At 42.7% G+C, this 18,420-nt stretch carries 21 protein-coding genes and 1 pseudogene; 21 read left to right on the top strand and 1 reads right to left on the bottom strand.

The window, feature by feature from the left end:
• The 6 genes and pseudogenes from CYL31_RS12080 to CYL31_RS12055 all read left to right on the top strand — a co-directional run bounded on the left by CYL31_RS12080 (nucleotide 1) and on the right by CYL31_RS12055 (nucleotide 3,257).
• A complete protein-coding gene (locus CYL31_RS12080; RefSeq protein ID WP_249411571.1) occupies nucleotides 1-309 on the top strand; it encodes an RHS repeat domain-containing protein in 309 nt (102 codons plus the stop codon).
• Nucleotides 306-707 (top strand): annotated as a pseudogene (locus tag CYL31_RS12075) (IS3 family transposase); the annotation flags it as partial. The gene CYL31_RS12080 and the pseudogene CYL31_RS12075, both read left to right, overlap by 4 nt.
• A 47-nt stretch (nucleotides 708-754) precedes the next feature.
• On the top strand, nucleotides 755-1,132 hold the full coding sequence (locus CYL31_RS12070) for a hypothetical protein (protein ID WP_212915488.1): 378 nt from the start codon (nucleotides 755-757) through the stop codon (nucleotides 1,130-1,132).
• Nucleotides 1,133-1,239: 107 nt separating this feature from the next.
• Entirely contained in the window at nucleotides 1,240-1,506 is a 267-nt protein-coding gene (locus tag CYL31_RS12065; protein WP_212915487.1) for a hypothetical protein, read from the top strand.
• A gap of 316 nt (nucleotides 1,507-1,822) precedes the next feature.
• Nucleotides 1,823-2,587: a DUF1499 domain-containing protein gene (locus CYL31_RS12060; RefSeq protein ID WP_212915486.1), complete on the top strand. Its 765-nt coding sequence runs from the start codon at nucleotides 1,823-1,825 to the stop codon at nucleotides 2,585-2,587.
• 82 nt (nucleotides 2,588-2,669) lie between these two features.
• Nucleotides 2,670-3,257 carry a TetR/AcrR family transcriptional regulator gene (locus tag CYL31_RS12055; RefSeq protein ID WP_212915485.1) on the top strand — a complete coding sequence of 196 codons (588 nt, stop codon included), beginning with the start codon at nucleotides 2,670-2,672 and terminating at the stop codon, nucleotides 3,255-3,257.
• 5 nt (nucleotides 3,258-3,262) lie between these two features.
• On the opposite strand, the gene radD is transcribed toward CYL31_RS12055, so the two are convergent.
• Nucleotides 3,263-5,023, bottom strand: coding sequence for a DNA repair helicase RadD (gene radD, locus CYL31_RS12050; protein ID WP_212915484.1), 1,761 nt, complete (start codon nucleotides 5,021-5,023; stop codon nucleotides 3,263-3,265).
• Nucleotides 5,024-5,141: 118 nt separating this feature from the next.
• Here radD and CYL31_RS12045 point away from each other — a divergent pair, with 118 nt between their 5' ends.
• The 15 genes from CYL31_RS12045 (at nucleotide 5,142) to CYL31_RS11975 (ending at nucleotide 18,383) form a co-directional block, all read left to right on the top strand.
• Nucleotides 5,142-5,834, top strand: coding sequence for a 2OG-Fe(II) oxygenase (locus CYL31_RS12045; RefSeq protein WP_212915483.1), 693 nt, complete (start codon nucleotides 5,142-5,144; stop codon nucleotides 5,832-5,834).
• A gap of 126 nt (nucleotides 5,835-5,960) precedes the next feature.
• Complete coding sequence (gene trhO / locus CYL31_RS12040) at nucleotides 5,961-6,950, top strand: oxygen-dependent tRNA uridine(34) hydroxylase TrhO (RefSeq protein ID WP_212915482.1); 990 nt, start codon at nucleotides 5,961-5,963, stop codon at nucleotides 6,948-6,950.
• A gap of 163 nt (nucleotides 6,951-7,113) precedes the next feature.
• Complete coding sequence (locus CYL31_RS12035) at nucleotides 7,114-8,199, top strand: hypothetical protein (protein ID WP_212915481.1); 1,086 nt, start codon at nucleotides 7,114-7,116, stop codon at nucleotides 8,197-8,199.
• Between the two features lie 191 nt (nucleotides 8,200-8,390).
• Nucleotides 8,391-10,760, top strand: coding sequence for a DNA polymerase III subunit gamma/tau (gene dnaX / locus CYL31_RS12030; RefSeq protein ID WP_212915480.1), 2,370 nt, complete (start codon nucleotides 8,391-8,393; stop codon nucleotides 10,758-10,760).
• A 17-nt stretch (nucleotides 10,761-10,777) separates the two neighbouring features.
• Nucleotides 10,778-11,104, top strand: a complete 327-nt coding sequence (locus CYL31_RS12025; protein WP_212915479.1) for a YbaB/EbfC family nucleoid-associated protein — start codon at nucleotides 10,778-10,780, stop codon at nucleotides 11,102-11,104.
• Between the two features lie 9 nt (nucleotides 11,105-11,113).
• Nucleotides 11,114-11,707, top strand: coding sequence for a recombination mediator RecR (recR, locus tag CYL31_RS12020; RefSeq protein WP_212915478.1), 594 nt, complete (start codon nucleotides 11,114-11,116; stop codon nucleotides 11,705-11,707).
• A gap of 1 nt (nucleotide 11,708) precedes the next feature.
• A complete protein-coding gene (gene rnd, locus CYL31_RS12015; protein WP_212915477.1) occupies nucleotides 11,709-12,848 on the top strand; it encodes a ribonuclease D in 1,140 nt (379 codons plus the stop codon).
• Nucleotides 12,849-12,896: 48 nt separating this feature from the next.
• Nucleotides 12,897-13,190 (top strand): YcgL domain-containing protein, encoded by a 294-nt coding sequence (locus CYL31_RS12010; RefSeq protein ID WP_212915476.1) that lies wholly within the window; start codon nucleotides 12,897-12,899, stop codon nucleotides 13,188-13,190.
• A 17-nt stretch (nucleotides 13,191-13,207) separates the two neighbouring features.
• The gene (locus CYL31_RS12005; protein WP_212915475.1) at nucleotides 13,208-13,687 is read left to right on the top strand and encodes a YcgN family cysteine cluster protein; all 480 of its coding nucleotides are present in this window, start codon (nucleotides 13,208-13,210) and stop codon (nucleotides 13,685-13,687) included.
• A 70-nt stretch (nucleotides 13,688-13,757) separates the two neighbouring features.
• Entirely contained in the window at nucleotides 13,758-15,626 is a 1,869-nt protein-coding gene (locus CYL31_RS12000) for a VWA domain-containing protein (RefSeq protein ID WP_212915474.1), read from the top strand.
• The gene (locus CYL31_RS11995) at nucleotides 15,619-16,419 is read left to right on the top strand and encodes a class II glutamine amidotransferase (RefSeq protein ID WP_212915473.1); all 801 of its coding nucleotides are present in this window, start codon (nucleotides 15,619-15,621) and stop codon (nucleotides 16,417-16,419) included. The genes CYL31_RS12000 and CYL31_RS11995 overlap by 8 nt, the downstream gene beginning before the upstream one ends.
• 127 nt (nucleotides 16,420-16,546) lie before the next feature.
• The gene (locus CYL31_RS11990) at nucleotides 16,547-17,338 is read left to right on the top strand and encodes a DUF6998 domain-containing protein (protein ID WP_212915472.1); all 792 of its coding nucleotides are present in this window, start codon (nucleotides 16,547-16,549) and stop codon (nucleotides 17,336-17,338) included.
• 152 nt (nucleotides 17,339-17,490) lie between these two features.
• Nucleotides 17,491-17,718, top strand: coding sequence for a type II toxin-antitoxin system HicA family toxin (locus CYL31_RS11985; protein WP_249411570.1), 228 nt, complete (start codon nucleotides 17,491-17,493; stop codon nucleotides 17,716-17,718).
• Nucleotides 17,715-18,062 (top strand): type II toxin-antitoxin system HicB family antitoxin, encoded by a 348-nt coding sequence (locus CYL31_RS11980; protein WP_212915470.1) that lies wholly within the window; start codon nucleotides 17,715-17,717, stop codon nucleotides 18,060-18,062. Before CYL31_RS11985 ends, CYL31_RS11980 begins: the two co-directional genes overlap by 4 nt.
• 72 nt (nucleotides 18,063-18,134) lie before the next feature.
• The gene (locus tag CYL31_RS11975) at nucleotides 18,135-18,383 is read left to right on the top strand and encodes a hypothetical protein (protein WP_212915469.1); all 249 of its coding nucleotides are present in this window, start codon (nucleotides 18,135-18,137) and stop codon (nucleotides 18,381-18,383) included.
• Nucleotides 18,384-18,420 lie beyond the last annotated feature (37 nt).

Below are 18,420 nucleotides of genomic sequence, written 5' to 3'. Positions count from 1 at the left end.
GTGCAATACAAACGCAATGAGCAGGGGCAATTGGTTGAAACCATTGCTTTTGATGAAAACGCCCCAGACGACAAAAAACACACCTACTTTGAATACGATGAGGCTGGTCGTCTTATTGCCAGCAAAAACAACAAAGGTGAAACGACACAACAAACGTTCGAGGGTTTGAGTCAGCCTAGCTCTATTATTCAGCCTGATGGCAGCGCACTGCATCTCACTTACGATAAAGAGCGTAACCTAACCGGCATTCGTCGAGATGATGAAGCCAGCTACAAGATCGCCTACGATGCCAATGAAAATTGGCCGTAGGGTGGTCAATGAGATCAAGGGCTACAGCGGAGTCCGTTATTGATGCTTTACTCATGGCTGTTTGGCGACGACGCCCCACAAAAAGAGTACTGGTACGCTCAGATCAAGGCGCTCAATATACCTCGAAAGATTGGCAAACCTTCTTAAAAGATAATAATCTGGAAGCCAGTATGAGTCGTGGTAACTGCCATGATAATGCTGTTGCGGAAAGCTTTTTCTCATTGTTAAAAAAAGAAAGAGTACGCAATAGAACCTACAAAACAAGAAGTGATGCTCGTTCAGAGATTTTGGATTATATCGAATGCTTTTATAATCCAAAGCGACACCATGGGGCAAATAATGGATTATCGCCACTGCAATATGAGAGGCGATATTTTACGGAGCTAGAAACTGTCTAGGAAACTGGGTCCATACCAGACTATTTAGAAAATTAAAGCAAGGTTTGATGAAGGCAATGGTAACCGGTGCAGTTTTAGCTGGTTCCTTAGATGCTACAGTTCAATATGCTGTTTATGAAAAGATTGACCCTATGTCAGTTATATCCTCATCTGCAGTTGGAGCTGTATCTTCTGGAGGAGGGTTAATGTTTACTGGCGCAGCTATATTGGGAAAAATCTCATATTTTAAAGCGATTTTTTATACTGCACTTACATCTAGAGCTGCGAATGCTGGAGTTAGGCGAATGCCTAAACGGTCAACACACCTGATACATCAACCGCCCAAACGAATTCCAACTGGTCGGCAAAATGTAGCAAACGATCTTTGGCTTCCAGGAGGTAAATTGCCGACAGGCAATGATGAGGCAGTTATAGATGCAATCTAAGAAACTCTTTGTCATTCTATAAGTGGTCTTTTGAGCAGATTAAACTTGCTGATGAGGCTGAAAACTCATAGGGTATGTGGTTTAGATAATCTTAAGGATAGCAAATTATGGAAGAGGTTAACTTTTCAGCTCTGATTGATTTGGTGCATGATGTGTATGAAGACCCATCTCTGATTGAAGAAAAGCAAGAGTCACTGGCTCCTATGCTGGATCGTTTGATCGCATCAGCGCCAGAGGGTTTTGAAGGTATGGCGGCGATGATCAATACGCATATTTCTAATGCACTCAAGTTTAAAAGTCCTAACGTTCAAAAGTTTGAGCTTGAGTCTGGCTTAATAAAACTCAATACCTATTGTCGTAAGCTTGGTGTTTGACTTTTGTTTGATGAGCCTTGTTCACTTGATGTTTATGTGAGAATGGTCATCTTTGTAGATGGCCATTTTTATATGTGTCGCATTTGAGTTTTTAGTGTTGGGAGGCAACGAGTAGAGTAGGCTGCTTCTTAATAATGTAGGCTATCCAGGTGGTAGGTTACTTGTGTTAATCTCTTGCTTTGTACTGTTTCTGTAGTTAACTTTACACAAAATATGCAAATACAGAGGAATACGTTGAATCAGGCTTGTTGCTTCTGTTCGTTGTCATCAAGTCGCGATATGGTGTGAGATATTATTTTTTCGTTATGAGTTGTCTATGAGTCGTTATATCTCTCCGGTTTTATACATTCTTCTCATGTTGGTTGGCTGTATTGCATTCATATCTATTGCTGGTGTTCGAGTTGGGGTTTTTGAGCCAATAACAGGTTTTTCTATGCTTCGTAAGAGCGTATTTGCCGCGTTGGTTTTGTCTTTGCTTGCTGCAGTTTCGCTAGGTGTTTGCCGGAAAGAAAAAAATATAGCGTGTCAGCGTTTCTTCTTTTTAGTGTTAATCGTTTCATTTGTTTATAGCGTTATGTGGATAGGGTTTTATTTACAGCGCTCTGGTTTGCCTGACATTAATGATATTACTACCGATACCGATGCTCCCCCTGCTTTTTTAAATGTTAACTTTATTCGTAAGTCTCAAGAAAATGACTTACGTTATAATAGTGAATGGGCACCTATTCAGCATGAGTTCTATCCTGATGTTCAGCCTCTATTTTCATCAAAAAATAAAACAGCTGTTTATTCTGCGGTAGTAAGGCTTGTTGAGGAACGTGGCTGGGATGTAGTTGCTACGTATTCTGGTGCAGGAATCGTTGAGGCGACTGCACGCACGCCAATTTTTGGTTTTAGAGATGATGTGATCATTCGTATTACTCAGATAGAGTCAGGTAAAGTTCGGGTGGATATGCGTTCCTGTTCAAGGGTTGGTTCTGGTGATTTTGGTGTCAATGCAGAACGCATCGTATCATTTATGTCCGATCTTTCAGAGTTGCTAGCTCGATCTGCGATGCCTAGTTTAAGTTCTTTGCGTTAATCTTCCATGTATTAAATTACACTCGTCTTTGAAAATTAGACACGCTAGACTCTCCTAATATCTTACTTAGGGGAATGTTAAGGTGAGTCTTCGTCAGCAACAAAAAGCCAATACTCGATCTAAAATTAAAACCATCGCCAAGCAAGCCTTTTTAACACAAGGGATCGAAGCCACCAGTACTCGCTATTTAAGTGATAAAGCTGGTATTGCTGTGGGAACTTTGTTTGTTCACTTTCCCGATAAATTAGCGCTCGTAAAAGACATTTTCTTTGACGAAATGGATGTAGCACTTCGTGCTGCTGTCGCGTCTCAAAAAGCCAGCTCCTCTCCAATTGATTACCTTTTGCAAATGGCACAAGTGCTGTTTGAATTTTATGATGCGTACGCAGAGTTTACTCGCCAAGTGTTATTGGATAGCTTGGCAAAAGGTGGTTTTCACACTAACCAAATGGCCGTAATTTCAGAAGGTATTATCAAGCGCTTTAAGCAAGTCGGCGTAGACGATAAAACGGCCGGTATTTTTGCGGAAAATATGATTTCTAACTATTGGTTCGTTTTGCTAACGGGAGTGCCAAAAGGTGTTCTTGGGCAAGTTGCGATTGATCATTTGAAGCGTATGAATCTTCCGTTTGAGGTTTCTTATCGTAATGCGCTAAAAAATAAAGGTTGATGAGATTAACCAAGTTCGTTGGCTTTTCTATACGGGCCTTGGTAATCGAACAAACGTTCTGTGACTTGCCAGTGTTGTTTTTGCTTTTTAGCGATGACGAAATCTGGTGTCGGAAGATAGGGTAAAAAGCGCTCGACTTCTTCGATTTTATCAAACTGAATTGATTGGCTGCCATTGGCTATTCTGCGAGCGAATAAGTCGTTAAAGGCTTGCCGTGATTTCTTGAAGTTAAAGCGGAATGTTTCTGCTAGCGTCAGCCCATCTTCATCGTGATACGTAATCTTGATGCTTTTCTCTTTGATGTTTAGCTCAGGTGTAATATCCGAGCAGCGCAATACCTTGTTGTTTTTTAGATTGAGTGCGCTTCTGAGTAAGTCGTCTGGATCGATAAGCTTTTCTGCGCAATGCTGGCATTGTCGCGCGGCGATATCATTTTCTTCATTGCAATAAGGGCAGCGTTTGAAGCGAAAGCGATAGTTGCATTGTTGTTCTTCACCTTGTTCGTTTTCGACTAGGCCGTGACAACGGCGCCCAAAATGCTCAAGAATATTGCCTTCAGCGTCTTTTCTTCCCCAAAAAGTATTAGCAAAATCGCAAGTTGGACAGTGAATCTGTACAGCGACAGAATCCTGTGTTGGGCGTTTTTCGCCAATTTCTGGCTGAAAGATATTGTAGCCGTTGTTGGTGTAATCCAAGACTAAGCAGTCTTTTTTGCCGGGGCTTAAACGCAAGCCACGACCGACGATTTGTTGAAATAAACTGATCGATTGGGTTGGACGTAAGATAGCGATTACGTCCACGTGGGGGGCGTCAAACCCTGTGGTTAATACGGAGACATTAACGAGGTATTTAATCTCTTTGGCTTTAAATGCTGCGATCAATGAATCCCGTTGTTTGAGTTTGGTTTTTCCAGTTATTAAGGCGGTTTTATCAACCGGCAGGTAGCTGGCAATTTCTTGTGCATGATCGATGGTTGCCGCAAAGATCATCACGCCTTGGCGATCTTGGCTAAGTTGCAATATTTGCTCGGTAACGGCTTTGGTTACCCGAGGGTGTTTATGGATTAGTTCGTTTAGTGCGATGTCGTCTGTATTTTGCTCGCCATCTAAACTTTCGGTTAGTAAGCTGAAATCATAGTGAGCAATGGCTGCATCGTAATGAATTGGCGGCGTTAAATAGCCTTTTTTGACCATGTGTTGTAGAGGTAGCTCAAAAATACATTTCTTGAATAACGAATTTGTACATGACCGCGTGTAGCCATGATAATGGTTTTGATAGATCCAACCGCTGCCTAAGCGATAGGGCGTGGCGGTTAAGCCGAGAATTTTGACTTTTGGATTTAGGGCTCGAAAATGCTCGATGGTTTTGTTGTACTGGCCGCTTTCTTCCATGCCAACGCGATGGCATTCATCGATGATGATTAAGCTTGCTGGTTCGTTAAAATCAGCAAGGCTTGCGGAAAGTGATTGAATGCTGGCAAAGGTGGTTTTCTCTGTACTGTTTTTTTGGCTTAAGCCAGCAGAAAAAATCCCTGCAGAGGATCCTGTGGCTAGAAATTTAGCATGGTTTTGCTCGACCAATTCTTTCACGTGCGCCAGACAAACAACTCTACCTTTGGCAAGTCGACTGAGCTCTGCAATCACCAAGCTCTTTCCTGCTCCAGTGGGAAGTACTATGACAGCAGGGTCATCGCTATTACGAAAGTGTCCCAAAGACGCCTCAACGGCTTGAATTTGATAGTCTCGTAATTGAAAGGTTTGGGTCATCTTATTAAATCTATCTGGTGAAATCTTGATGTGTTGTCTGTTGGGCTACAGTATCATAGCTGCTGTAGTTATTTTGCCTTTTTACAAGTGATCTTTTTTATAAGTGACGAACCTATCTATGTCTACTGAAGTCCAGCCAGCTAAACGCCTGTATGTTGAAAATTCTATTCCTGCTTTCAGCCGAGAAGAACCGTTCTCTAATCTGTTAACGGATCTACAGACAAAAGGCTGGAGTGTTCAGGATAACTTTTTTTCAACAGATTTCACTCAAGCCTTGATGGATGAAGCAGAAAGCATACAAAACGCTTTTATGTTGCAGGCTGGTATCGGTCGAAAACAAGATCATCAAATCGTGCTAGACGCTCGTCGTGATTACATTCAGTGGATAGATCCGGATAAGCCAATTCGCATAGATTTCTTAAAAATGATGGCTGATTTACGCGTTGCTTTGAATCGTCGTTTGTTCCTTGGATTATTTGATTATGAGGCGCACTTTGCTCGTTACGAAGAAGGCGCGTTTTATGAAAAGCACATTGATGCTTTTAAAGGTGAGAGCAATCGTATTTTGTCTACTGTCTTGTATTTGAACGAAGACTGGCAAGATGGTGATGGTGGCGAACTGGTTATTTACGATGAAAATGATCCTTCTGTTGAAGTCGGACGTTTTTTTCCGAAAAAAGGGCGGTTGGCCGTGTTTCTGAGTGAATGTTTTTATCATGAAGTTATGGTGGCAAAACGTACGCGGCACAGTATTGCTGGCTGGTTCCGTGTAAATAACACCACAGGCTCTACACTTGATCCAGACCAATAAACTTACTCCCTTTTGTTTGTGTGGTTTTTTTAGGGTTTGGCCTCGAAAAATGGAATATAAATCTTTATAATGCGCGCCTTATTTAATTGCTCTGGTTTTACGTTCCAGATCGCATAGGAGAATGTTATGTCTAAAGTCGTCGTGTGTGCCCTTTATAAATTTGTCGAACTGCCTCATTTTGAATCCCTTCGTGAACCGCTTCAGAAAACATTAGAAGATAACGGTATTCGTGGCACCTTGTTGCTAGCAAGCGAAGGCATTAATGGTACAGTAGCGGGTACTCGTGAAGGTATTGATGCCATGTTGGCTTGGTTAGATCAGCAACCAGGTTTGGATAAGATTGTATCCAAAGAGTCTTATGACGAAGAGATGCCTTTCTATCGCACTAAAGTGAAGCTTAAAAAAGAAATCGTAACCATGGGTGTTGAAGGTATCGATCCTAAGCGTGTGGTTGGCACTTATGTTAAACCAAGCGAATGGAATGCGCTGATCTCTGATCCTGATGTGGTTTTGGTTGATACCCGTAACGATTACGAAGTGCAAATTGGTACGTTCAAAAACGCAGTAAACCCAAAAACGGATACCTTCCGTGAGTTTCCTGCTTATGTAAAAGAAAACATGGATCCTGCGAAACACAAAAAAGTTGCCATGTTCTGCACGGGTGGTATTCGCTGTGAAAAATCTACAGCTTACATGCTAGAACAAGGTTTCGAAGAGGTTTATCACCTTGAAGGTGGCATCTTGAAATACTTGGAAGAAGTACCAAAAGAAGAAACCCTGTGGGAAGGTGAGTGTTTTGTTTTTGATAATCGTGTTTCTGTAAATCACGATCTACAAAAAGGTGAATACGACCAATGCCATGCGTGTCGTATGCCAATTACCGAAGAAGAGAAACAAAGCGAGCATTACATTCAAGGCGTGAGTTGCGTGCATTGCGTTGATAAATTCACTGATGAGCAGCGTCAACGTTTTATTGAGCGTGAGCGCCAAGTTCAGCTGGCTCGTTCTCGTGGTGAAGAGCACATAGGTGCAGAAGTATTAGATGCGGTTGAAAAGCATCGTTTGGAAAAAACGCTAGAAAAAGAGCGTCAGCGCAAGGTGCGTGAACAAGCCTGATAATGTTGTTTTGATTGAGTATTTTATAAGGCCAGCATTGATGCTGGCCTTTTTTGTTGGTGTTGAAATTAGAAGGTGATAGATCTAGTATTCTTACTCGTTCAGGCTAAATGCAGTATTTCGGGTCTGTGGTTTATTGGATTATTAATAGAAGGATTTTTTCGTGAAATACTCGAAACCTTTATTTGCCCTTTCGGGCGTTGCGCTATTTTTAAGTGGTTGTGCTAGTCAAGTTGTTGATAATACTCCTATTGTTGATACAAGTGTTTTGCAATATAACACACGCATTGGTGGCTATATGATGCCAGATGCGAATGTGAAGGAGGTTCGTTACACCGTTGCAGATAAAAGTACAACGGAAGTGCAAACTGAATATGACTCTTGGGTAGTCGATGCCATTGCCATTGAAAAACATGTCGCTGATATTGCTCGTTTTGACAAGAATTTACTCTGGAGCGTTAATTATGAGACGGAAGAGTTTGCGGAATGTGGCTTGTCTGGCTGCACTGGCTCATTGAGTCCTTTGGAGAAACTTCGAGAGGAGCAGAAGGAAGGTAAAGCGCAAGACGATGGAGGGGAAGAAGGTTACAACCCAAATGGCACCGAGAGCTGTGAGGTTAAGGTTAAAAAATACGATTTTCATGTAACGCCTGAGGCTCGTCAGCGAGAAATTAATGGCTTTGTTGCCGATCAATATGTAGCTAAATGGGAATTGGTGTCAGAAGATGATCAAGGCAATCTGGACCAGCATGTTGTGACGATGGATTTTTGGATGGCGAATGTGTCCTCAAATCAAGCTTTACAAGTGGCTCATAATTTTGATCGCAAATATTATAATGAAGTGATTGCTTCCGCTCCTTTGGATGCTTTCCTCGATCACAATGCAGCGACCGCGATGGAATTTCTGAGCGCTGGTAAGCCTGAAGAGATGAAAAAACTGACGTCAGTGGATGGCGAGCCAATTTCTGTGAAGATAGAATGGTATGTTGACGCAAATACTTGCCCAACGCCGAAGTCAGAAGAAGAAAGTACTAAATTTGATGTGAAAGATCCTGTGAATTCTTTGAAAAGCATGGCGGGAGATTTTTTATCCAATACAGCAGAAAAAGGTGCAAAAACTTGGATGGGAATGGAAGATGGCAAGCCTGCCCTTACTATTATCCGAGAAGTAAAAGCAGCCAAAATGACTGGTGAGCACACGAGTCGTTTTGAAGTGCCGAAAGGTTTCAAATTAATAGATCGTAAATAAATTCGATATCCCGTTGAGTGGATTTGCTCAGCGGGATCTTCGTGCCTTATAGAATTCCCGCCAGCTCATTTCTTTTTAAGCTGAAAAAGCTTAAAATTCAGCAAATTATATAGCCATATGCATTGATTGTAGTATGGTCACAAAATCAAACGCTGTGCTACGCAGCCTTAATAATCATTAGATTGGATTGCATGAGCTACCAAGTACTCGCACGAAAATGGCGCCCACAGACTTTCCTTGAAATGGCTGGGCAAGACCATGTACTTCAAGCGTTGGTGAATGCTTTACGCCAACAGCGTTTACATCACGCCTATTTATTTACTGGAACACGCGGTGTCGGTAAAACCACGATCGCGCGTATTTTTGCTAAATGCTTGAACTGTGAAACCAATGGCATTTCGCCTGAGCCTTGTGGAACTTGTGATAGTTGCCGAGAAATCGCTGAAGGTCGTTTTGTTGACTTGATCGAAGTGGATGCGGCATCTCGTACCAAAGTAGAAGATACCCGCGAATTACTAGAAAACGTGCAATATGCGCCAACTCGTGGACGTTTTAAAGTCTACCTCATAGACGAAGTGCACATGCTGTCGACTCATTCCTTCAATGCGTTATTAAAAACCCTTGAAGAGCCGCCAGCGCACGTCAAATTTTTGCTAGCAACGACAGATCCACAGAAACTTCCTGTGACCATTTTGTCTCGTTGTTTGCAGTTCAATCTCAAAAATATGTCGCCACAGCGCGTGGTGGACTATTTGCAAACCGTGCTTACCACCGAAGAAGTCAACTTTGATCAGCCAGCTCTGTGGCAAATAGGCCAAGCGGCTAATGGCAGTATGCGTGATGCATTGAGTTTGACGGATCAGGCTATTGCCTTTGGTAACGGTACAATTTCGGAATCCGGCGTGACCGCGATGCTGGGCTTGGTGAACCAAGCACAAGTATTGGATTTATTAGAAAGCGTTGCGTCTAAGAACGCAGCGCAAGTCTTGACTCGAATAGAGCAACTTGCTGATTATCAGCCAGATTTTTCCGCGATTTGTGGTAGCTTGTTGGATGTGTTGCACCGTGTGGCGATAGAGCAGCAAGTGCCGGGCGCATTAATGGATCAGCTGGGTGATTTGGCTCGGATTCAGGGTATTGCCACCAGTGTTAGCTCTGAAGAAATACAAATGATGTATCAGAGCTTATTAATTGGTCGCCGTGATTTGCATTTAGCACATTCTGCTCGTGCGGGTTTTGAAATGTTGATGTTAAGGTTGATTGCCTTCCGTCCAGCACCGCCAATGATGGTTAGTCATAATGCGCCGCCTGTGATGAATGCTCAAACAGAAACAGCGTCAGTAGCATTATCTGAAACACCACCTGAAGCAATGAATCAAACGGCAGAGTCTGACTATCCGTCGCCGCCGATGACAGAAAAAAAAACATCAGTCGTTGAACCAGAAGAGCCAGTAGTCATTAAGTCAGCTGAGCAAATAGTTGATCCAGAGCCTGATCAAGAGTCGGTTCAGTCAATGGTAACTGCCGAACATCCGCCTTGGGAAGATGCGCCGGAACCAGCTGCTATAGCAGATGTTCTTGTTCAAAATGATATTGTTGAAGATGTCGCTGTTGAAAGCAAAAGTGTTCAGAGTGAGGCTGCTCAGGATCATATTGAAGAAGATGTTGAATCCATCACGTTAGATGATGTTGAGATCGCAACAGTAGAAAGTAGTGAACCAGTAGAATCTGTTGATGTAGTGCAGCAAGTAAACAGCACTGAGTTAGAGCCTGCAGCTCAGCAAGAGTCAGACATACAGCAAGAGTCAGACATACAGCAAGAGTCAGACATACAGCAAGAGGCAGACATACAGCAAGAGGCAGGGGCTGCTAGCAAGCTGGATCATGAGCCTAAACCTTTTGTTGTTGCGGAAGATAGATTCACAGAAGTCTCGTTAGATGAAAGTGACGATGATGAAGACGAAGAAGAAGCGGAAGAGCGTGCCATTGCTGATATCGTCGATCCATTTAATCCTGCTGCAGATTTAGTTGATGCCTTAGCAGCGGAACCTATTGAATCGCCAATCGTCGAAGAAGAAAGTAAAGAGCCAGACACGCGTCTGTCCAAAGTGCCGAATACTATTGCTCAACCCGCATTAGGTATGCCATTGCCAGAGATGAGCCATTATAATGAGCTGACCATGAAGCTTTGGTGGCTGGTGGCGCCGCGTTTGCCTTTGACAGGCTTGGTGCAAAATATTTTAATGAATTCCAGCTTGGTGGATGCAAGTGATCAAGGTATTCGCCTCGAAGTGCCTTTAGAATACGGGCACATGCTAAACCAAGTACGTTACGAACAAATACAAGGTGCACTGAGCGATTTTTTTGCGATGGCGGTGCCTTTGATTATAGATACAGTGGAAGACACTACAGGTGTGACCGCAGAGGAATTTGCCGCAAGTAAGCGAGCAGAAGCCTTGCAAGTGGCAATCACACATTTGAATTCACACCCAGTTGTGCAAGCCTTGTCGGCAACGATGGGTGCGCAGCTGGTTTACGATACGGTTAAAGTTAAAGCCTAAATTGGAGAGCAAAAGTTATGTTTAAAGGTGGTATGGGTAACATGATGCGCCAAGCGCAGCAGATGCAAGAAAACATGCAGAAAGCGCAAGAAGAAATCGCCAACATGGAAGTAGAAGGTCAAGCGGGTGCAGGTCTTGTTAAAATCCTAATGACAGGTCGTCATGATGTGAAACGTGTTTTTATCGATGATTCTTTGTTTGGTGATGATAAAGAGATGCTAGAAGACCTGATTGCGGCTGCCGTGAATGATGCAGTGCGTAATATCGAAGTGACTCAAAAAGAAAAAATGGCCTCTGCAACAGCGGGTATGTCTTTGCCACCTGGCTTCAAGATGCCTTTCTAGGAGCGAGCTTTGTTTAGTCCCTTAATTAAAGAACTGATTGAATCATTACGTTGTTTGCCGGGTGTTGGGCCAAGATCGGCTCAAAAAATGGCCTTGTATTTATTGGAACGTGATCATCAAGGGGCAGATAGACTGGCAAATGCATTGCGTGAGGCGCTCGACAAAGTCGGGCGTTGTTCAAGTTGCCGTACTTTGACTGAAGAGTCAGAGTGCGGAATTTGTACAGACCCTGAGCGGGATGCAAAGCATTTGTGTATTGTAGAAACACCAGCGGATGTTATAGCAATCGAATCTGCAGGTAGTTTTTCTGGGCGTTATTTTGTTTTGCTGGGGCATTTGTCACCGATTGATGGCATTGGTCCTGAAGAATTAGGCTTGGATCGTTTAGAAGCTTTGGTTCAGCATAATGAAGTGGAAGAAGCGATTATTGCCACTAACTCAACAGTAGAAGGCGAGGCGACTTGTCACTATATTGCTGAAAAATTAAAAACATTGAACATCAATGTCAGTCGTATTGCCCATGGAGTGCCTATGGGTGGTGAACTGGAATACGTTGATGGAAACACTCTGGCTTTAGCGCTAGAGGGACGGAAGAAGCTCTAGTATGAATGATCAAGATGATGCTCTAAATATTGTGTGGGTTGCGGACAATGAATCTTTGGCAAGTTGGTGTGATTACTGGGCAGATTTACCGGTAATCGCGGTCGACACAGAATTCATTCGTCGCACAACTTATTTTCCAATTACGGGGCTCATTCAAATTAGTGAAGGCGAGAAAGCTGTACTGATTGATCCGTTGAGCATCGATGAATGGGAGCCTCTGCGTAACCTGATGGTAAACCCTTCAGTAATGAAAGTGTTCCATGCATGTTCTGAAGATTTGGATGTCTTTGATCGTTTGTTAGGTGTTTTACCTGCGCCTTTTTACGATACTCAAATTGGTGAAGCCTATGCTAGTGCGCAATGGTCACTTAGCTATGTGAAGTTGATTCATGAGTATTTGCAAATTGAAGTAGCGAAAGACGAAACTCGTTCAGACTGGGTTCAGCGTCCTTTAACGGATGCTCAAAAGCGTTATGCAGCACTTGATGTGGTGTATTTGGCAAAAGTCTATCCAATGCAAATTGCCCGTTTAGAAGCGAAAAATATGCTTGAATGGGTGATGGAGGATTGTGATTCCTTGAAATGGCAATACCAGATGAACTCTGATCCAGAGCAAAACTGGGATGGCATTAAAACTGCGTGGCGTTTGACGCCAGCGGGTTTAACACTATTGCGTTTGCTATTCATTTGGCGCGATGAACAAGCTCGTAAAGAAGACGTTCCAAAAGGGCAGATTCTAAAAGATCGTACTCTTTGGTCGTTGGCGAAAACCTTGCCGACACATCATAAAGCGGTTTCTGAGGCGGAAGAGTTAACCGGTCGTCAGCATCGTTTGTATGGTGAAGTTATTTTGCAAAACGTCGCCATGGTGAATGAATTGTCACCGGATGAATATCAGTTGCCATTGGAAATACCTTTACCATCTCAGGCGGGTGATTTAACGAAAGCAATCAAAGCGTTTATTCGTGAAAAAGCCGAGGCGTTAAACATTGCACCAGAAGCTATGATGAAGCGTAAGCTGCTAGATCCACTAGTGCGTCATTTGTTCGATGGTACTGAGATCGATTTGCAGAACCCTGCAATGACAGGTTGGCGTCGTGATGTGATTGTTGATCCCATATTGAATACGTTTAAAAAATAGAAAAATTTAAAAAAGTCTTAATACGGTGCAGCGCGCCAAGAGAAAATTATGAAACAGCATTTAATCGTAGAAGTATTTCGTTCCAGCAAGCATGATGGAATGTACTTGTATGTAGAAAAAAGCAAAGGGCTGAAGGAAATTCCTGAAGAGCTTATGGTTCGTTTTGGCAAAGGCATCAGTGCGATGACTATGCTACTGACTAATGAAAGTAAGCTAGCTCGAGCGACACCAGAAAACGTCACTAAAGGCATTCGTGAAAAAGGCTTTTATTTGCAATTACCGCCAGTGAAGGACGAGTATTTGTTGGATTTATACAAAACGCCGACGCAAGCGGTTTATTAATTACTTGGATTCATAGAATGATTGCAAAGCGTTACGAGCCTTTTTGGAAAACCACGCCACTGGAAAAAATGTCTCCAGTCGAATGGGAATCTATTTGTGATGGATGTGGCAAATGTTGCCTGCAAAAACTACAAGACGATGAAACCGAAGAAGTTTTTTATACCAATTTATCTTGTCATCAGCTCAATGTTGCTTCGTGCCAATGTAAAGTGTACGAAACTCGGCAAGATAAAGTATCTACTTGCATTACGCTAACACCGGATCAAATCGATGAATTTCATTGGCTGCCTGATACCTGTAGTTATCGTGTATTGTACGAAACCAAAGATTTGCCGAATTGGCATCCTTTGGTAGTTGGAAGCGATAAAGAAATGCTTCGTCAAGGGCTTACCGTTCGCCATTACGCGGTGAACGAGAATACGGTAGACGAAGACGAATGGGAAACCCATGTCATAAAATGGGTACATGGTATGCCGGAACCGTATGATGTAACTTGAGACCTCTGTTTGATTACGACAAATGGTCGCTAAATTCAGCAAAGTAAAGCAGTTCAAGGAGTTCGCAAACGTGAAGTGGTTGAAAATAAATACTGTGTTGTTAGTGGCTGTTTTATCCTTTTGGATGCCGTTGAGTAAAGCGGATACTCAGTTTCGAGTCATTGTTGATGCCTCTGGTAGTATGTTGATCAGTGATCCTGATAAGCTAACATCTGAGGCGTTGCGTCTGATTTCTAATCTCGCGCCTGAAGAGAAAGCCACATTAGGGATTTGGTTATTTGGCGAAGAGCCTAGAGTGCTCCTACCAGAAGCCATCGTTAACAAAGCCAACAAAACGAAACTTGCCAGCTATGTCGATAGCTATGTGACACAAGATGTCAAAACCGATTTAGAAGCTATTATAAAGCTGTTGCTAGAAACACCCGATTCGGGAAACCTAAAGTCGGGATTTAATCGTCACTGGATTTTAGTCACTGATGGCATGGTGGATATCAGTTTAGATGAGGCGGTAAACAAAGCTTCCCGTGATCGTATTCTCAATGAATTAACTGCTAAATTAGAAGAACGTGGTATTCATCTTCACACTATTTCTATGACGGGTTATACCGACAAAGCCTTACTTGAATCCTTGTCATTGCGCACTGACGCAACACACACCGAAGTTGCTATTCCTGAAGATTTACTTGATACCTTTGACCGTATTTTTACCCAAGCTTCGCCTTCGGACGAGTTACCATTTGATGGCAATCGTTTTTCTGTAGACGACGCCATTAAAGAGCTTACATTGGTTGTGTTCCATGAAACGGGTATACAGCCTCATATCATCAAGCCTGATGGTAAGTCGCTCTCGCTAGTGAGTAGTGCCGAGGTGTCTGTTTCTAGTTCGGATCATTACACCCTAATAACAGTTCGCGATCCTGCATCTGGTGCATGGCAGGTCAATAATGTGGATCTTGAACGAAGCAGCATTCGCGTCATCACAGATTTAAGTGCGCAAGCAACGCCTGTCGCGCCAGTGATATTTCAGAATGAGCCTATCTACTCAACCGTTGGCTTGTTTCAAAAAAATGAGCTAATTAAAGACGATAAAGTATTAGATTTATTGGACGTCAAACAAACATTAGTGCGTTTAAGTGGCGAACAAAAAGAGACGGTTTTTTCTCAGGATACGCTGAGAACGAATGAGCAATTTAAGCAACGTCTAGAAGGTATTACTGAACCAGGGAATTATGAACTTATCAGTTTAGTAGATGGTAAAACCTTCTCTCGTCAGATTAGTCAGTTTTTTGCTGTTCATCCTGCTATCGATTTTGAAGGAACTAGTCCTGGTGGTAATTTAGTCCAGTTCTCGGCTAAGCCAGTGAATTTGAGACTGAATATGTTGCGCTCTAATGTGAAGCTTGAATTTACCTACAATAGCGGTACAACTGAAACGGAAGATATGCCGCTGGCTGGGCAAGGTTATTGGGAAAAACTCATTCCAGTGTCTCCGGGCGATAATGTAAACGTCCGAGCTAAGTTGATTGGCATGACTCAAACTGGACAACGTTTCGATTATTGGACACCAATGTGGCACTTTGATCGACAAGGAAATAGTGCGCCAACCGTTACCTTGCTGGATGGCTATGTGAATAATTCGTCTAATATGTCAGAAGCTTCATCTAACAATGATGTGGCTCCTGTATTTGTTCCACCATCTGTGTCTGTTGTTGATGATGTTGCCGAAACTTCTGATCCGGTGCCAGAAGAGAATACCAAAACGGATGAATCGGTAACCGATCAGATGTTAGATAAAGCGAACAATCTATCAACATCAGAATGGATTTTATATGTCGCGTTGAACCTAGGCGGTATTATCGTAATCGCTGGCGGTGTATTTTTGTATCGTCGTATAAAGAAAAATCAATCCCTTAGAAGAGAAGATCTAGACGATGTGTGAGTTATTGGGCATGAGCGCTAATGTGCCAACCGATATATGTTTTAGTTTTTCTGGTTTACGTGCTCGTGGCGGGCGCACAGGTCCTCATAAAGATGGTTGGGGAATGGCTATGTATCGTGATGGCTATGTTTGGGCGATCCATGATCCAAGACCAAGTGCAGATTCGGACATGGCAGAAGTCATCAGCAATACATCTTTAAAGTGTGACATTGTCATCAGTCATATCCGCCAAGCCAATGTTGGCGCGGTAAGTCTATTAAACACCCATCCGTTTAACCGTCTACTTTGGGGGAAGACTTGGACTTACGCTCATAATGGTCAGTTGGAGTCATCTGAATCCTTACCAATAAAATATTACCACCCATTAGGCAGCACCGATTCTGAACGTGCTTTTTGTTGGATCGTTGAGCAACTACAAACACGTTTTGGTGATCTAGAACCCACGTTATCTGAGGTGTCTGAAGCACTATCAGCATTAGCTTTGCAGCTAAAAATGCGTGGCGTCTTCAATATGATGCTGTCCGATGGTGTGCGTTTATATTGCTTTTGCACTACTAAATTACACTGGATCACCCGCCGAGCGCCATTTAAAAAAGCTACCTTGTCGGACGAAGATGTCATTGTCGATTTCAAGGAAGTCACCACAGACAAAGACGTCGTCACCGTCATCGCCACACAACCATTAACCCACGACGAAACGTGGCAACAAATGGAAGAAGGCGAGTTATGCGTGTTTGAAGGCGGCGAAGTGGTTTGTCAAATCAAGGCGAACAATTTAGTAGAAGCTTTATAACTTATAGTGTAGGTCGGCATTTATGCCGACAAGGGTTTCTTGTATCTTCAAGGGATCAGCTTATCTCGAATGCCAAAACAACCCCCATGCTCGAACTATCGTTTGACCATCGCTGATAGAATTTGCTTTGGCTGTTGCTGGTGACGGCAATTTAAAAACGTCATTCTCAATACTTGTAGGTCACGATGAGCGAAGTGACTCTTATTTTTTAAAATATGCTTTAGGAGTGCTAGTGGCGATAACTCAAATGCAGATTATCCAATCTCTTGGCGAGGCAATGTCTTGGTTTGAGAGAGAGTTACAATGGGGGGTGCCACCTACCGAACTACGTCACCTTAGTGGCCGAATTGGCGAGCTTTACGCTGCTCTAATTACCAATGGGCAAATGGCGACTGAGGTAAATCAAGAGGGTTACGATGTTGTAAGTGCTCTAGGTGAGAGAGTTTCTGTTAAAACAACTGCTATAATGGGGTTGTCAGGACATATTTCATTTAATCCTAAAACCCTTGATAAGGTTGACCGTGTAATGATTCTGCGAATCAATACTGAAGAGATGCAAATTGAAACCCTGTTAAATGAGCCAAAAGAAAAGGCGATAGAACTAATGGGGATTCCTTCTTCAAATGGGAAAGTGTCAATTTCTTTGTCAAAACTTCTAAGTGCATCAAAAGAACGATGTGATATTCCAGTTATAAAAACAGCTTACTCTGAGCCATTTACGATCCATGAGCTAGAAAATGGAACTATCGAGATTCTGAGAGATGGGGAGGTGATTTCTCCAGCGAAACCTATTTTAAGGGAGTTGGCAGCTAAGTTCAGTATTGGTTTGCTTAATAGTAATGGCAATCCTTACAACACTAGACAGCTTGGTAGCTTGTTGATTAAAGTTATAAACGGTAATGGCGGCTCAATAGCTTAACAACAATCTTTTAATGTCTTTTTGGACGTTTTCGCTGTGGCTAAAAGTGAATGTTTTTGCAACTATATTTAGTTGCTTGCTGTCCATCTAAAAACTATACTTAAACTATCAGGACGATAGAAGAAGTAACAATGGGTAAGCAAGAGAAGCTAATGGATAAGCTTAGAATGGCCAGAAAAGTTTTTCCATGGGGCGAGTTGGTCACGTTGTTAACTCAACTTGGCTATGAAAAGAAAGAAATGGCTGGCTCGCGAGTTCGTTTTTACCATAAAGGCAAAGATGCCATGCTATTACTACATAAACCCCACCCTGAGAATGAGCTGAAAGGCGGCGCTTTAAAATCGGTGAAGCTGCATTTGATACAAGAAGGTTGGTTATGACTTATCTACGATATAAAGATTATTTAGGCACAATTGAACCTGAATTAGAAAGCAATACGCTTTTTGGCAAGCTTGCTTTTATTCGAGACACGGTTACTTATGAAGCGATGACGTTGAAACAGCTTGAAGTTGAGTTCCGTCGTTCGGTGAATGAATACCTTTTGTCTTGTGAAGAGCTTGGGCGGGAGGCTCAAAAGCCATGTAAGGGCTCATTTAATATTAGAACTGGTGAGGCGTTGCATCGAGAAGCAGTTGTTGCCGCTGAAGGTCAAAGTTTAAATGCTTTTGTCTGTGATGCTATCCGAGAAAAAATAGCAAAAATGAATCACCATGGTTTAGGTTAAGCGTTCCCCATTTTTCTCTCGCTGCGATAACTGTTATTCTAGCGCCATTATTGGTGTAACAGAGTAGAACGAATGATTAATGATAATGATGTAATTGAAACCTTGGATGAGCTTGAGACGTTTTTGCGATTGGTTGAGGTGGGTGGTTTAGGCTTAAACAATGTATCTGGCGTGGCGTTGGCGACGAACAATTCCAATGGTCGTCCATTTGTGGCAGTGCTGGATGATAATCAGCAGTTGGTGTTAGGGCGTTATGTGACCACCGAAGTATTTGAAAATGGTAAAGACATGGTTCGCTACGGTACGAAGAAAACGCATTAATTGGGTTCAGCCCTAAGAAGAGAATAACCCCACCCTA

Origin of the sequence: Marinomonas sp. A3A (assembly GCF_018336955.1) — a bacterium.
Taxonomy (GTDB): Bacteria; Pseudomonadota; Gammaproteobacteria; order Pseudomonadales; family Marinomonadaceae; genus Marinomonas; species Marinomonas lutimaris.
The sequence above is the reverse complement of the archived record's forward strand: the minus strand, read 5'-3'. Positions and strand labels throughout refer to the sequence as shown.